Annotated in this window: 14 protein-coding genes; 10 read left to right on the forward strand and 4 right to left on the reverse strand. The window is 60.2% G+C overall.

The features are described 5' to 3' along the window. Positions 1-56: 56 nt before the first annotated feature. Both glyS and KCG45_RS13060 read right to left on the reverse strand, forming a co-directional pair. Complete coding sequence (gene glyS / locus KCG45_RS13055) at positions 57-2,258, reverse strand: glycine--tRNA ligase subunit beta (protein WP_218318047.1); 2,202 nt, start codon at positions 2,256-2,258, stop codon at positions 57-59. After that, entirely contained in the window at positions 2,258-3,127 is an 870-nt protein-coding gene (locus tag KCG45_RS13060) for a glycine--tRNA ligase subunit alpha (RefSeq protein WP_218318048.1), read from the reverse strand. Before KCG45_RS13060 ends, glyS begins: the two co-directional genes overlap by 1 nt. Before the next feature lie 283 nt (positions 3,128-3,410). Here KCG45_RS13060 and KCG45_RS13065 point away from each other — a divergent pair, with 283 nt between their 5' ends. The 9 genes from KCG45_RS13065 to KCG45_RS13105 all read left to right on the forward strand — a co-directional run bounded on the left by KCG45_RS13065 (position 3,411) and on the right by KCG45_RS13105 (position 10,809). Beyond that, positions 3,411-3,785, forward strand: coding sequence for a hypothetical protein (locus KCG45_RS13065; RefSeq protein ID WP_218317753.1), 375 nt, complete (start codon positions 3,411-3,413; stop codon positions 3,783-3,785). Further along, positions 3,782-3,982 carry a helix-turn-helix transcriptional regulator gene (locus KCG45_RS13070; protein WP_218317754.1) on the forward strand — a complete coding sequence of 67 codons (201 nt, stop codon included), beginning with the start codon at positions 3,782-3,784 and terminating at the stop codon, positions 3,980-3,982. The genes KCG45_RS13065 and KCG45_RS13070 overlap by 4 nt, the downstream gene beginning before the upstream one ends. A 169-nt stretch (positions 3,983-4,151) precedes the next feature. Continuing rightward, positions 4,152-5,126: a TraB/GumN family protein gene (locus KCG45_RS13075; RefSeq protein WP_218317755.1), complete on the forward strand. Its 975-nt coding sequence runs from the start codon at positions 4,152-4,154 to the stop codon at positions 5,124-5,126. After that, positions 5,123-6,013, forward strand: coding sequence for a TraB/GumN family protein (locus tag KCG45_RS13080; protein WP_218317756.1), 891 nt, complete (start codon positions 5,123-5,125; stop codon positions 6,011-6,013). Before KCG45_RS13075 ends, KCG45_RS13080 begins: the two co-directional genes overlap by 4 nt. 114 nt (positions 6,014-6,127) lie before the next feature. Further along, entirely contained in the window at positions 6,128-6,817 is a 690-nt protein-coding gene (locus KCG45_RS13085; protein WP_218317757.1) for a 50S ribosomal protein L25/general stress protein Ctc, read from the forward strand. 348 nt (positions 6,818-7,165) lie between these two features. Further along, positions 7,166-7,738 carry an aminoacyl-tRNA hydrolase gene (pth, locus tag KCG45_RS13090; protein ID WP_218317758.1) on the forward strand — a complete coding sequence of 191 codons (573 nt, stop codon included), beginning with the start codon at positions 7,166-7,168 and terminating at the stop codon, positions 7,736-7,738. A gap of 27 nt (positions 7,739-7,765) precedes the next feature. Further along, positions 7,766-8,758, forward strand: coding sequence for an SDR family oxidoreductase (locus tag KCG45_RS13095; protein WP_218317759.1), 993 nt, complete (start codon positions 7,766-7,768; stop codon positions 8,756-8,758). Positions 8,759-8,838: 80 nt separating this feature from the next. After that, on the forward strand, positions 8,839-9,939 hold the full coding sequence (gene ychF, locus KCG45_RS13100; protein ID WP_218317760.1) for a redox-regulated ATPase YchF: 1,101 nt from the start codon (positions 8,839-8,841) through the stop codon (positions 9,937-9,939). A 63-nt stretch (positions 9,940-10,002) separates the two neighbouring features. After that, on the forward strand, positions 10,003-10,809 hold the full coding sequence (locus tag KCG45_RS13105) for a DUF1206 domain-containing protein (protein WP_218317761.1): 807 nt from the start codon (positions 10,003-10,005) through the stop codon (positions 10,807-10,809). A gap of 74 nt (positions 10,810-10,883) precedes the next feature. On the opposite strand, the gene KCG45_RS13110 is transcribed toward KCG45_RS13105, so the two are convergent. Together KCG45_RS13110 and mutL are read right to left on the reverse strand one after the other, a co-directional pair. After that, positions 10,884-11,885: a hypothetical protein gene (locus KCG45_RS13110; RefSeq protein ID WP_218317762.1), complete on the reverse strand. Its 1,002-nt coding sequence runs from the start codon at positions 11,883-11,885 to the stop codon at positions 10,884-10,886. A gap of 116 nt (positions 11,886-12,001) precedes the next feature. After that, positions 12,002-13,843 (reverse strand): DNA mismatch repair endonuclease MutL, encoded by a 1,842-nt coding sequence (gene mutL, locus KCG45_RS13115; RefSeq protein ID WP_218317763.1) that lies wholly within the window; start codon positions 13,841-13,843, stop codon positions 12,002-12,004. A gap of 189 nt (positions 13,844-14,032) precedes the next feature. Between mutL and KCG45_RS13120 the strand changes: the two genes are divergently transcribed. Continuing rightward, positions 14,033-15,076, forward strand: a complete 1,044-nt coding sequence (locus tag KCG45_RS13120) for a rod shape-determining protein (RefSeq protein WP_218317764.1) — start codon at positions 14,033-14,035, stop codon at positions 15,074-15,076. Positions 15,077-15,098: the final 22 nt, after the last annotated feature.

Genomic DNA, 15,098 nt, shown 5'->3' on the forward strand with positions numbered 1-15,098 from the left:
TGTAATTAATGCTCAATCACGATGTTGGATATGCATGACAATTGTCCAACACGGTTTCACCCTTCGATACGGCTGAAATCGGCGACCTTGTGGACCGCATCGCGGAACCGCGCGAGCAGGGCAAGGCGGGCCGCGCGTTTGTCCTGATCAGGGTCATTGACAATTACATCCTCAAAGAAAGCGTCGATCGGCGCGCGCAGGCTTGCGAGCGCGGCCATGGCGGCCTCGAAGTCTTCGCTCTCAACGGACGAAGCCGCCTTTGGTGCCGCCACGTCGAGCGCGTCGATCAAGGCCTTTTCGGCGGGTTCGGGCGAGTAGGAAAGCGATTTGCCATCCGTCTGACCGGTTTCAGCGATGACGGCGTCGAATTCCGGCTTGCCCGCGAGCGCAAGCGGGTCTTCCTCGCCCGTGTGCTCGGGTTCCATGGACGCGGAAGCGTCGTAATCCTCTTTCTTGAGGATATTCGCCGCACGCTTGTAGCCTGCGAGGAGGTTGGTGCCGTCTTCAGAGCCGAGGAAGTTAGTCAGTGCGCGGGCTCTCGCCTCGACCCGGTCGATGCGCCCGTCAACCGACCAATTCCAATCCGTGGAGGCAGCAACGTAGTCATGACGAATGCCAGCCTCTTTCAAAACTACTGACAAGCGGTCATTCAAAAAATAGGGCACCGATGTGATTATCTTCCGGCGGTCGATATCAGCATCCGAAAGCTGCCGATCACTATGATGACCGAGCCACCCGAGCCCAAGCGCCATTCCAAGATGAAGCTTAAGCCCATTTTCTCGGACGAGCCTCAAGACTCCGATTGCAGCCCGTCTTAGCGCAAATGGGTCCTTCGAGCCCGTCGGAAATTCCTCAATCTCGAAGAATGCTGCAAGCGTATCCAGCTTATCCGCCAACGACACCGCCACCGTCACGGGCGCGGTTGGCACTTCGTCGCCCTGCCCGACCGGCTTGTAGTGATCGCGGATCGCGTGCGCGACCTCTAGCGGCAGGCCTTCCTTCTCGGCGTAATATCCGCCCATCAGGCCCTGCAACTCAGGAAACTCGCCGACCATTTCGGTGACGAGATCGGCCTTGCACAGCTGCGCGGCCTGCTCCGCGAGATCGGGGTCGCCGTTGACGATGCCCTCCTCGCACAGCCAGCGCGCCAGTTTCGCCACGCGCTCGACCTTGTCGGCAACCGTGGCCAGCTTCTCGTGAAACGTAATCCGCTCCAGCTTCTTGGCGTGCTCGGCGAGCGTCGTCTTCTGGTCGAGCTCCCAGAAGAACCTCGCGTCGGACAGCCTTGCCGCGAGGACCTTGCGGTTGCCATCGACGACCACCGCCGGATCCGCCGCCGCGATGTTCGCGGTGCAGACGAAGGCATTGGCGAGGCGGTTCTGGCCATCATTCGCAGCGTCTTCGCACACGAAATATTTCTGGTTCACCCGCGCGGTAAGCTGAATGACCTCTGGCGGCACATCGAGATATTGTTCGTCGAAGCGCCCGAGCAGCGGGACCGGCCATTCGGTCAGGCCCGCATTCTCGGTCACAAGTCCCTCATCCTCGACCAGCGCGAGTCCCGCCGCCTCGGCAGCGGTCTTTGCGCCATCACGGATCATCGCTGCGCGCTCCTCGTGATCGACGATCACCGATGCGCTGCGCAGCTTGTCCGCATAATCGTCCGCGCCGTCGATCGTGATCACGCCATCGGAATGAAAGCGGTGGCCCACGGTCTCCCGTCCGCTGGCGAGGCCGTCCATGATGCATGGCACGACCTCTCCGCCCAGCAGCGCGACGATGCCGGATAGCGGGCGCACCCAGCGCAGGCTTTCACTGCTGAGCGAGGCGTCGCCCCAGCGCATGCTCTTGGGCCAGGAGAAATCGCGGATGATCGCCGGGATTGCGGCGGCAAGCAGGTCGCTGACCGCTTGGCCGGGTTTCTCGATCACGGCAAAATACGTCTCGCGACCCTTCACATCGCGCACTTCGAGCGCGCCGCGCTCTACCCCGTTCTTGCGGCAGAAACCGTCCACCGCCTGATCGGGCGCGCCTACAGGTGGGCCCTTGGCTTCCTCGTGCACGGCCTCGGTCTCGGTCGGCAGACCCTTCGCAATCAGCGCAAGGCGGCGCGGGGTCGACCATACGGTCAGGTCGCCGACTGCAACACCGGCTGCATCCATCTCGCGCCGAAACAGCTTTTCCAGCTCGGCCCGCGCGCCAGCCTGCATCCGCGCAGGTATCTCTTCGGATCGAAGCTCAAGCAGGAAATCGGCCATCAGATGAGGCTCCATCCGGGAAACTTCGCTTCCCATGTCGGCGCCATCTGCTCGGCATAGGTTTCGCAGGACGAGCGCGCGAGATCGCGGACGCGGCCCATATAGCTGGCGCGTTCCTGCACGCTGATCACGCCGCGTGCCTGCAACAGATTGAAGATATGGCTGGCTTCGATCGCCTGTTCATAGGCGGCAATCGGCACGTTGTTGCCGAGTGCGTTGCGGCACTCAGCCTCGGCCTTGGCGAAGAGGTCGAACAGCGCATCGGTGTCCGCAACCTCGAAATTCCATTTCGACATCTGCTTTTCGTTTTCAAGGAAGACCTCGCCATACGATACGCCGCGGCCGTTGAAATCGAGGTCGTACACATTGTCGACGCCCTGGATATACATCGCAAGCCGTTCGAGCCCGTAGGTCAGTTCGCCCGCCACCGGCTTGCAATCGAACCCGCCCATCTGCTGGAAATACGTGAACTGGGTGACTTCCATCCCGTCGCACCACACTTCCCAGCCCAGGCCCCACGCACCGAGCGTCGGGCTTTCCCAATCATCTTCGACGAAGCGGATGTCGTGTTTCAGCGGGTCGACACCGATGGCTTTCAGGCTGTCGAGATAAAGCTCCTGAATGTCGGCCGGGCTCGGCTTCAGGATGACCTGATACTGGTAATAATGCTGCAGCCGGTTCGGATTCTCTCCATAGCGGCCATCGGTCGGGCGGCGGCAAGGCTGAACGAATGCCGCATTCCACGGCTCCGGACCGAGCGCGCGCAGCGTCGTCGCGGTATGAAACGTCCCTGCCCCCATCCGCATGTCATAGGGTTGCAGGATCACGCAGCCCGCCGCCGACCAGAAGTCGTGCAGCGTCAGGATCATGTCCTGGAAAGAGCGGCTCGGATCGCGCGTGCCCGCAGACGATTCGCGCGTGGCGGTTTTGACCTCGGATTCCATGGCCCGAGGCTTTGGCGGATGGCCCACAAAGCGTCAATGCCGCACCGCAACATGGCGCACGGAAAGGATCCGCTACTCCCGGAATTCTGCGGCTCTAGTCACGCTCGCATTACTATTTGTAAGGTATAGTTGACATCTGAAAAGAGGAGCCGCATAAAGTCACTATAACCTGACATTTAGGAAGGTGTTCATGACAAGGGATGGAACAATGCAGATATCCAAATCGAAAAGCGGGGCAGACAATTTCTTTATCAGCCATCTCACGGCGTCTGCGGCTGTGATCATTCTCTGGACGGGCTACCTGAACACCCTGCCCAGTTTCGTGGCAGGTTTGGCCGCAGGACTGGTTTTGGCATCATCAGCACTGATGTTCCTGTTTCGAACGAAAGACGAATACACTCTAGCAACATGGCATGCGGGGACGTCTGCCGCCTTTGCCGCCAGTGTCCTGTTTCTGCTTGCAGATGCGTTCACCCCCGCATTCGAAAACCTGTCCGCTGCCGATTTCCGCCTCGGACCGCTCGCAGCCATGACTGCGTATCTGATGGCGGTGCTCATCAAGCGCTTGAGAGATCGCGCGTGAAGAATCGTCTCAAGGTCCTGCGCGCCGAACGCGATTGGAGCCAGGCGGAACTCGCGGGGCGCCTCGATGTGTCGCGGCAGGCCGTGAATGCGATAGAGACGGGCAAGCACGACCCGTCCTTACCGCTCGCGTTCCGCATTTCGCGCTTATTCGACATGCCCATTGAAGATATTTTCGACGACGGGGCAAGACCATAGGATCGGCCAGCAGGCTTAACGCTTTGGATTGCGATAACAGCTCTGGCGGATTCTGAATTGCGTATCTAACAAGGCATGCGTAATTTCTGCGCGTCGTACTGCGCGTGCACATCTTTTCTACTTTACCGAATTGCCGAAACATTGTCGTTTCAATCAAAGGGAAGCTTTCATGAAATTCAACGCACTGCTCTGTTCAACCGTTGGCGCGTTCGCTCTCTTCGCCGGGGCCCCTGCAATCGCACAGGAGGTGGACACCGAAGCTGTCGAACAGACTGAAGAGGCCGAAGCCACCGAAGCTGAAGAAGTCTCCGAAGCCACTGAAGCTGTCGAAGCGCAGCCCGGTGTCCCTGCGCTTTGGGAAGTTTCCGACGAAGACACGACGATCTATCTGTTCGGTACGGTGCATATGCTGCCGGAAGACATCGATTGGTACAGCGGCCCTGTGAGAGACGCGATTTCGAGCTCCGGCTCGCTAGTCACGGAAATCGACATGAACCCTGAGCTCACTGCGTCGATGGGGCAGCTGATCGCAGGAAAGGGAATGCTGACCGACGGCCAGACCCTCCGCAGCCTCATGACCGATGAACAGCGCACCACGTACGAAGAGGGATTGGCGAAAGTCGGCATCCCGGCACAGGCATTCGACGGAATGGAACCGTGGCTTGCATCGATCGCCCTGCTTCAGATCGTGACGCAAGCGTCGGGCTTCAGCGACGATCTCGGTGTCGAAAAGGTTCTCGAGGCGACCGTCCCCGAAGGCACGGAGCGCGTGGCGCTGGAGACTCTCGAATTCCAGATTTCGATTTTCGATGAACTCCCCGTCGATCAGCAGATCCTGTTCCTGTTGGAAGGTGCAGAGGATCCGATGGCCGGGATCGAGACGCTCAATCAGCTTGTGGCCGAATGGTCGGAAGGCGACGTCGAGGAACTCGGCAACCTCATGAACGAAGGCATGATGGCGCACCCCAATCTCGCCGAACAATTGCTGTATATGCGCAACGAAAACTGGGCCGAATGGATCGATGCCCGCATGGACGATCCGGGTACGGTCTTTATCGCCGTGGGTGCCGGGCACCTTGCCGGTGAACGCAGCGTGCAGGATTACCTGTCAACCCGCGGGATCACCGTAAACCGGGTGCAGTGACCCCGACGCGAAGTAATCTCCTTGCGGCGTTTCTGGGCGCGCTGGCTTTGGCCGGCTGTTCGGAGACGCCGCAGGAACTTTTACCGGACACCAATCCGCTTGTCTTCGAAATTACAAGCGAAGATGGCACCGTCGAAGGGTGGATGCTGGGCACGATCCACGCTCTTCCCGATGGTGCCGAATGGCGTACCGAAGCTGTCCAACAAGTGGTGGATCAGGCCGACTACCTGATCGTCGAAATCGCAGCGTTGGATGATAGCGCGGCAATCGGGCGCACCTTCAATGAACTTGCCACGTCACCAGGGCAGCCAGCGCTTACGCAGCGCGTCGATCCGGGTCTGCGACCTGCCCTCCGGGAGATCATTGAACGGTCCAACCGTTCCGAAAGCGATTTCAGCGCGGTAGAGACATGGGCAGCCGCGCTCATCATCGCCCGCGTCGCCGCCACCGGTGACCCGGCCAATGGTGTCGACCGAGCGGTGACGCGCGACTTTGCCGAACGCGGCGTACGCGAGTTCGAAGGAGCCTTGGCGCAGCTGAGTATATTCGACAGTCTTTCAGAAGACGATCAGCGCGACCTGCTTGAAGGTGTTATTCTCGAGGTTGAACAGACGCTCAAACGCCCTGGCCGACTGCGTAATGCCTGGTTGAAAGGGGACACCGAAATCCTCGAGGAAGCAACGCGCACCGGGATCATGGCGGACCCGGAATTGCGCGAGGCTCTGATCGTTCGGCGCAACCGGCGCTGGGCGGACATGCTGGAGAGCGATCTAAAGGCCGCTCCGCGCCCGCTCATCGCTGTCGGCACAGGCCACATGGTCGGCGCGCACAGTCTGGTGACCATGCTGGAAGAGCGCGGTTACCGCGTCACGCGCCTGGGCCAGTAATATCTTGCCAAGCGGCGGCCGTACCGGTAGGGGCGCGCACTTCGGTGTCTTGGTCATCCCTGGAGGCGGCCACCGATAACACATATCTAACAATGCATTCGAAAGGCTTGTATCATGAGCGAAGCTCTTACATTGCCGGCCGAAGCGCGCGAACGGGCAGGCAAGGGAGCCTCCCGTGCACTTCGCCGCGAAGGTCGGGTCCCCGCTGTTATCTACGGCGGTAAGGAAGAACCCACTCCCATCCATCTGGAAGCCAAGGAATTGGTCCGGATGCTCAACACCGGTCACTTCATGAATTCGATCGTTCAGGTCGAAGTCGGCGGGAAAAAGGTTCGCACGATCCCGAAGGACGTCGCTCTGCACCCGGTCACCGATCGCCCGACACATGTCGATTTCCTGCGTCTTTCCAAAGACGCCAAGATCGAAGTCCAGATCCCGGTTGTGTTCATCAACGAAAAGCAATCGCCTGGCCTCGAAAAGGGCGGCGTGCTCAACGTGGTGCGTCACGAGCTCGACCTTATCTGCGCATCCGACAAAATCCCTGACCAGATCGAGATTTCGGTCGAGGGCAAGGAAGTCGGCGATTCCATTCACATCAGTGAAGTCACCCTGCCTGACGGTGCCGAAAGCGCGATCACAGATCGCGACTACACCATCGCAACGCTTGTCGCTCCATCTGCTCTCAAGAAGAGCGAAGAAGAAGGCGACAGCGACGAGGAAGTACCGGCAGACGGCGTTGCAGCCACCGAGCAGGGTCCCGATGCGGATGCTGCCGAAGAACAGGAAGAAAAGAGCGAAGATTAATCTCTCGCTTTCCTCGTTACACAATCACCAAGGCGCCGGGCTGGGAGACCAGTCCGGCGTTTTTGTTATCGCCCTCATACGCCGGGCGCGGGCCATCCGGTCCGCCTGGCTTCCTCGCGTAGGTTCGGGCGGCTCCCGGCCTTTCGGCGCCTGCGGCGCCGATTGGCGCACGAACAGGGCAGGCTTGGCTGCGCCGCCAGTGCGACCGCCCCCCCCGCAGCGCTGAAGGTGCAAGGACATTGCGCCCCGGACGGGGTGCGGAAAGCAAGATGCCCGCGCCCGGCGTATGAGGGCAAAAACCACGACTCAAACATTGCCCCATCCGATCAGTGCGCTATCTGCCACCCCATGCAAATCTGGACTGGCTTAGGAAATCCGGGACCGCGATACGCGATGCACCGACACAATATCGGTTTCATGGCGTGTGACGTGATTGCCGAAATGCACGGATTTGGCCCGGTGCAGAAGAAATTTCAGGGCTGGGTTCAGGAAGGCCGCATCGGCAGCGAAAAAGTCCTGCTGCTGAAACCCGCCACCTTCATGAACGAGAGCGGCCGCAGCGTGAGTGAAGCGCTCCGCTTCTACAAGCTCGGCACCGAAGCGCTTACGGTGCTACATGACGAACTCGACCTCGCTCCGTTCAAGGTCAAGGTTAAGGAAGGCGGCGGACATGCCGGGCACAATGGCCTGCGCTCGATCGACCAGCATCTCGGCCCCGATTTTCGGCGCGTGCGCATCGGCATCGGACATCCCGGCCACAAGGACCGCGTCACAGGCCATGTCCTCGGCAATTATTCCAAGGCTGAACAGGATGATCTGATCCAGATGCTCGGCGCGATTGGGGCCGAGGCCGAATGGCTTGCCAAAGGGGATAATCCGCGCTTCATGAGCGAAGTGGCGCTGCGGCTGCAAGACGGCTAAGATCTCGACATCAATTCGGAGAAAGCCATGACCGCCATCAATCGCCGCTCCCTTCTTGCCGGAGCCGCCGCCACCGGCGCGCTCGCCGCGGCGGCCACCGTCACCACGCAGGACGTCTTCGCCGCAACGCCGGACCTTTCAGGCAAGAGCGTCCTCATCACAGGGTGTTCGACGGGTTTCGGTCGGCTCGCTGCCGAACATTTTGCCCGGCAGGGCGCCAAGGTTTTTGCAACAATGCGCAATCTCCCGCGCCCCGAAGCCGAAGAACTCAGCGCCCTTGCCCTCAACGAAAACCTGGATCTGCAGGTGATCGAGATCGACGTCATGTCGGACACTCAGGTAGAACAGGGCGTGAAGCAGGCGATAGCCGCGAATGGCGGACCGATCGATGTGCTGATCAACAATGCCGGCATTTCGTATGGCGGTCCGCTTGAGATTCAGGATATGGCAGCGACGCTCCACACGTTCGACACCAACGTGTTCGGTCCCCAGCGCATGATCCGTGCGGTTCTGCCCGGAATGCGGGAGGCAAAGAGCGGTCTGATCATCAATGTGTCGTCGCAGCTGGGCCGCGTCATCGCGCCATCTTACGGCATGTATTCGCCGACCAAGTTCGCGCTCGAGGCGCTGAGCGAAGGCCTTGCGTATGAGCTCGTGCCACACGGCATCGAGGTCACCGTGATTGAGCCGGGTGGATACCCCACGATGATCTGGAAGAACGCCAACGAAAACAGTGTGGCTCTGCTGGAACGTTCCGACGGTACGCACACATCGGGCTACCCTGCCCTCGTCAACCAGCTTGGCAAACGTACAGGCGGAGGCTCGACCGATCCGATGGACGTGCCGCGCGCCATGGCGGAAGTGATCGCGATGCCTGCAGGCACTCGCCCGCTGCGCCGCGCGGTCCATCCTGGATCGAAACCCCAGCTGCCGATCAACGAACTGACCGCGAAGGTTCAGGTGGACTGGCTCGGCCAATCGCCCTTCGGCCCGTGGGTCAATGCGGTTCACAGCGGGTAGCGTCAGCGGCGGATCATACTGGTCAAACGACGCGCACGGCGCTATCGGCGCGTCTTTCATACGATTAGAAAGAGCTTCCCATGGGTTTCCGTTGCGGGATCGTGGGCCTGCCCAATGTTGGCAAGTCCACCCTTTTCAATGCACTTACCGAAACGCAGGCCGCGCAGGCTGCGAACTATCCGTTCTGCACGATCGAGCCGAATGTCGGCCAGGTCGCGGTTCCGGATGAGCGGCTCGACAAGATTGCCGCCATCGCGAAGAGTGCGAAAGTGATCGCGACCCAGCTTGGTTTTGTCGATATTGCAGGCCTCGTGAAGGGTGCGAGCGCGGGCGAAGGTCTTGGCAACCAGTTCCTCGGAAACATCCGCGAGGTCGACGCGATCGTTCACGTCCTTCGCTGTTTCGAAGACGACGACATTCAGCACGTTTCCAATCACGTCGATCCAATTGCCGATGCCGAAGTGGTCGAAACCGAGCTGATGCTTGCCGATCTCGAAAGTCTGGAAAAGCGTGTTCCCAATGCACAAAAGCGCGGCAATGCTGGCGACAAGGAGGCCAAGGCTCTGGCCAGCGTGCTGGGTCAGGCCTTGGAACTGCTTAAAGATGGCAAGCCAGCGCGGCTGACCGAACCGAAGGATGACGAGGAGGCACGGCTGTTCGAGCAGGCGCAGCTCCTTACCGCAAAGCCGGTTCTGTATGTCTGCAACGTCGCCGAAGAGGACGCAGCCAACGGCAACGATCTGTCGGCCAAGGTATTTGCCAAGGCAGAGGCGGAGGGCGCGCAGGCTGTGGTCGTTTCGGCAGCGATCGAAGCGGAACTTGTGGAAATGCCGTTGGAAGACCGCGCCGAATATCTGGCCGAGCTGGGTCTGGAGGAAAGCGGCCTCGCCCGCGTTATCCGCGCTGGATACACTCTGCTGGGCCTCAAGACTTTCTTCACCGCAGGACCGAAAGAGTCCCGCGCATGGACGTTTCCCGACGGTGCGAAAGCTCCGCAGGCGGCGGGCGAAATCCACAGTGATTTCGAAAAGGGCTTCATCCGCGCAGAGACCATCGCCTATGAAGATTACGTCGGACTGGGCGGCGAAGCACCGGCGCGCGATGCCGGAAAACTGCGTCAGGAGGGCAAGGATTACACCGTCAAGGATGGCGATGTCATGCTTTTCAAATTCAACGTGTGATTATCTCGGAACCGGTCGACCATTCTTTCCGTTGAGTTTTCAAACACTCATTGGGGAAGTCACGTGGTGGATAAATCTGAGAAATTCAATTGGCTGGTTCGCGTCGGCTATTTCAGCCGGGCGGTGCTCTACACCGTCCTTGGCTACATCGCGCTGACCAGCGCTGGTGAGATCAGCGAAGGTACCGACGGTATTTTCAAGGCTGTCGAGAACCTGCCTGGAGGAACGGCGCTGCTGTGGATCCTCGTGGTGGGTCTGTTCGCCTACGCCCTCTTCCGGTTCGCCTCGCCGTTATTCGATATCGAGAACAATGGCTCCGATACCAAGGGATGGGGCAAACGGATCGGCCACGCTGGTAGCGGCATTGCCCATCTCGTCCTTGCCTGGACCGCGTATCAGTTTGCGACCGGGTCAGGCGGTTCGGGCGGAGGCAGCGGTGCCTCGCAGGCAGCGGCCGGCGTCCTGTCGGTCGAATTTGGCGGTGCTGTCATAGGCATACTCGGCCTTGCTTTCTTCATCGCCGCCGTGGCCCAGGCCAAAAAGGCAGTCAGCGGCGACTTCATGAACCGGATCAGCGCGTCCGCTCCAGGTTTCACTCGGATGCTCGGCGGTGCTGGTTTTGCGGCCAGAGCCGTTGTCTATGCGGTGATCGGCTGGTCGCTCGTCCAAACCGGTTTCCTTTCGAGCGGCGCAGACAATGTCAAAACGCTGGGCGGTGCAGTGGCATCGCTGGCCGGCACAGGCTGGCTGTTCACGGTGACCGCCGTCGGCCTGTTGTTGTTCGGTCTGTTCAGCTTCATCCTAGCCAGATATCGCATCATTCCCGATCTCGACAGCGATGCAGGCGTACCCGAATTCCGGGCAGCGTAGGGTTTCTCGGGACATCCCGCGCACAGCTTCCGGGCGTGTGCGGGATGTCCGCCCTGTCTTTTCGGCAAAGCTTTTTACGCGTCGGCCTGGTTCGACCAAACCCGATCAAGCTCGGACATGAATGCCGCGCTCTCATCGAGCCTCAACGCTACCCCGAAAATCTGCCGGTGCCCGCCTGCAAAGGTCCGGATCGTGACAGCTTCAGAAAACCGGAGGCTGACATTCGGCGATGACATGATCGCAAGGTTCAGGATTTCCTTGCGCTCGAGGTCATCGGCCATGAACGCCTTGCCATCAGCGACCACCTGATCAATCGGCACCTCGAAGTCGTAGATCATTCCGCTGCGCACACGAATACGGTCCTTGGTGAGGAGGACAGGATTGATCCGGAAGCTCTTGAGCAGTGCGATTGTCCAGATCAGTCCCCACCCACTCAGTGCGAACATCACCCAGGCGACGGTCGGATTCCACAGCATCAGCAACAGGTGGACCACACCAAGCTCGATCACCTGAAGCGCGAGGAACGTGGCGATCATCGGCGTAAGATAGGTGTGGTAGGCAAACGCACGCGCACCCGGCGGAACATCAACCGGCGCACGCCACCTGAAAAGGCCAAGCCACAGGGTCCGGCATTCGGTCGCCGCAAAGCTGACCAGCTTCGCCGGCAACACCTGCTCGAAACCTGCAACAAGCGATCCCGTGCTTTTCCAGCCTGTGATCACGCGCGCCGAGCTCCAAACTGTGAACAAAGCAGCCGTAGCAGCTGCCGCAAACAATATGTGAGGCAAACTGAAATACACATCGCGCAGCGGCTCCGATGCACCGATCACGATAACCGCGCACGCGAGCGAAAGTACCCCGACAAACTGAAAAAGGTCAGGCTTGTGATCCGGCGACTTCGCGAGCAGGCCCAGGAACAATGCATCGGCCACGACCCACGCGTAAAGCGCCGCGGCAACATTCGGATGAGCGATTGCCCACGAGGAATAAGTCGCAATCCTCGCAGCAGCGATAGCCAATAATGGCAGCACGATCGGCAGAGACTTCAGCAGTGGCGCAGGGAGAATTCGGATCATTCCACCTCCTTTTTGGCCATCTTCGCAAGCGGCCAGCTCAGCGAGAAAACGCGGAAAAACCTTATTCAATTTGAGCGACTTGCACCAGCATTATCACACAGAACGACAGCACACCCTCAATGCCGCCCGAACAGTTTTTCAACGTCTTCCATGCTCAGCTTCACCCATGTCGGGCGGCCATGATTGCATTGCCCGGATCGCGGGGTCGCTTCCATTTCGCGCAGCAACGCGTTCATCTCCGCCACGCTCAGTACCCGCCCTGCCCGCACCGACCCATGGCAAGCCATGGTTGCGAGTACATATTCGAGCCTTTCGGCGAGCAGAAGCGATCCGCTGTCTTCGTTCTTCCCATGCTTGGCGATGTCGTCTGCAAGGTCTTGTAGCAGTTTTGCGCTGTCCGTCTTCGCGATGACCGAAGGCAGCGCCCGCACGAGCATTGCGCTCGGTCCAAAGCGCTCGATACTCAGCCCGTATCGGGCGAGACCACCGGCGGCATCTTCGAGCCGGTCACAATCGGCTTCGTCCAGTTCCACCACATCCGGTACCAGCAGCGCCTGCGAACGCTTCGTACCGTCGGCAGCCCCGGCAGCCCGCAATCGTTCGAGCACGAGTCTTTCGTGCGCCGCATGCTGATCGACCAGGACAAGTCCGTCTGCGCTCTCGGCGACGATATAGGTGTTCGCGACCTGCCCCCTCGCGATCCCGAGCGGGTATTGCTCCGCATGGTCCGCGAGAGGGACCGCCTCTTCCGCTCTACCGGACGGCAGCGCGTCGGGAGCTTGGGAAACCCAGTCCGGACGTCTCTCGCTGACCCGCGATGGCTGCGCGGAGGATGACCAATCGCGCCCCTCGAAAATCGACCGTAAAGCGGGCTCTGGTTCGGACCGTGTGGGCTCCTGTTGCCAGCGTTCCATCGCGGCCCGATCCGGTCCCTGCGCGCTGCGCCGATCTCCGGTCGCGAGCGCTTGCCTAAGGCCCGATACGATAAATCCGCGTACGCCGGTTGCGTCGCGAAACCGCACTTCGGTCTTGGCAGGGTGCACGTTCACATCGACATCCTGCGGCGGCAGATCCAGGAACAGCGCGAGCACGGCATGGCGGTCGCGCGCCAGCATGTCGGAATAGGCTCCGCGCACGGCACCTGTCAGCAAGCGGTCCTTTACCGGGCGTCCGTTCACGAACAGATATTGATGATCGGCAACACCGCGATTGTACGTTGGCAGGCCTGCGATCCCTGTGAGACGCATGATCCCGTACTGTGTTTCGCGGCAAAGTTCGATCGCGACCGAATTGTCTTTCAACTCGCGGGCGACAATTTGTGCGACGCGCGTGGAAAGCGGCTCGTCCGCCTGGGTCGACAGCGCCTTGCGTGTCTTGCCCTCGGCACCGTTTTCCAGCGTGAATGCGATCTCGGGACGGGCCATGGCAAGTCGCCGGACGATATCGAGACATGCGATGTACTCGCTTCTCGGCGTGCGCAGGAATTTTCGCCGCGCGGGTACTTTTGCAAACAGGTTTTCGACCCGGATCCGAGTTCCCGGAGGCATCGCCGCCGGACCTTGATCGATCATCTCGCCATGGTCCAGGATCATCCGCCAGCCATCTGCGGCCCCGCGAACCCTGCTTTCGATGGTAATCCGCGCGACGCTTGCAATCGACGGCAGCGCCTCTCCGCGAAAGCCCAGCGTCTCGACCAGCTCGATCTGGCCATCGGGAAGCTTGGACGTCGCATGCCGTTCCAGCGCTAGTGCCATGTCATTGCGGTCCATCCCGCATCCGTCGTCGGTCACCTCGAACCGTGTCAGCCCGCCATCGGTCAGCGCGATCGCGATTCGCCCGGCGCCGGCGTCGATCGCGTTTTCAACCAGCTCTTTGAGCGCGGAAGCCGGGCGCTCGACGACTTCACCCGCGGCAATACGGTTGACGAGATCGTCAGGAAGGCGGCGAATTTCGGGCATTTGTCGCAGACTAGCCTTCATGCACCGCAAATTCGAGGGTAACCGGGCATATTTCGTGCGCCCGTCAACAATTATTTTGGCGTTTTATGAACGTATTCGCTAGGCGGAACTGGTCATGCCTTGTGGGGTTTGGTTTATTGCAGGGGGATCGCGATTGAGCGGCCCGATATCCATGGAAAAAACGATATAATGAGCTTCTTCGCAAATCTCTTCAAATTTGGATCGCAAAACATGGCGATCGATCTCGGGACAGCCAACACGTTGGTTTATGTGCAGGATCAGGGGATCATCCTGAATGAGCCATCCGTGGTCGCGATCGAAACGATCAACGGGATCAAGCGGGTGAAAGCCGTTGGCGACGACGCCAAGATGATGATGGGCAAGACGCCGGACACGATCGAAGCGATCCGTCCCCTGCGCGACGGTGTGATCGCCGACATCGAAATCGCCGAAGAGATGATCAAGCACTTCATCCGCAAGGTGCACGGCAAGCGGAACCTGTTTCGGTATCCGGAGATCGTGATCTGTGTTCCTTCGGGCTCGACCTCGGTCGAAAAACGCGCAATCCGCGATGCCGCCTCCAACGCCGGCGCATCCGAAGTCCACCTGATCCTGGAGCCGATGGCCGCGGCTATCGGTGCCGACATGCCGGTGACGGAACCAGTGGGAAGCATGGTGGTCGATATTGGCGGCGGCACCACCGAAGTGGCCGTGCTATCGCTGCGCGGTCTCGCATATACGACCTCGGTCCGTACAGGGGGTGACAAGATGGACGAGGCGATCGTCTCCTATGTCCGCCGCCACCACAACCTGCTGATCGGCGATGCCACCGCCGAACGGATCAAGAAAGATTATGGGATCGCAATGGTCCCCGAAGATGGCGTTGGCGAGACGATCACGCTCAAGGGTCGCGACCTCGTGAATGGCGTGCCGAAAGAAATCACGATCAATCAGGCGCACGTCGCCGAAGCGCTGAACGAACCTATCGGTGCCATCGTCGAAGGTGTCCGCATCGCGCTCGAAAACACCGCGCCCGAACTTGCTGCCGATATTGTCGACCAGGGGATCGTCCTGACAGGCGGCGGCGCGCTAATCCGCCGGCTGGACGAGCACCTGCGCGAAGAGACGGGTCTGCCGGTCTCGATTGCCGAGGATCCGCTGACCTGCGTCGCCATCGGAACCGGTCGTGCCATGGAAGATCCGATCTATCGCGGCGTATTGATGAGCGCATAGTCGCTGCCGCCCGGCTGCGCCC

The organism is Erythrobacter ani (assembly GCF_019204025.1).
Lineage (GTDB): Bacteria > Pseudomonadota > Alphaproteobacteria > Sphingomonadales > Sphingomonadaceae > Erythrobacter > Erythrobacter ani.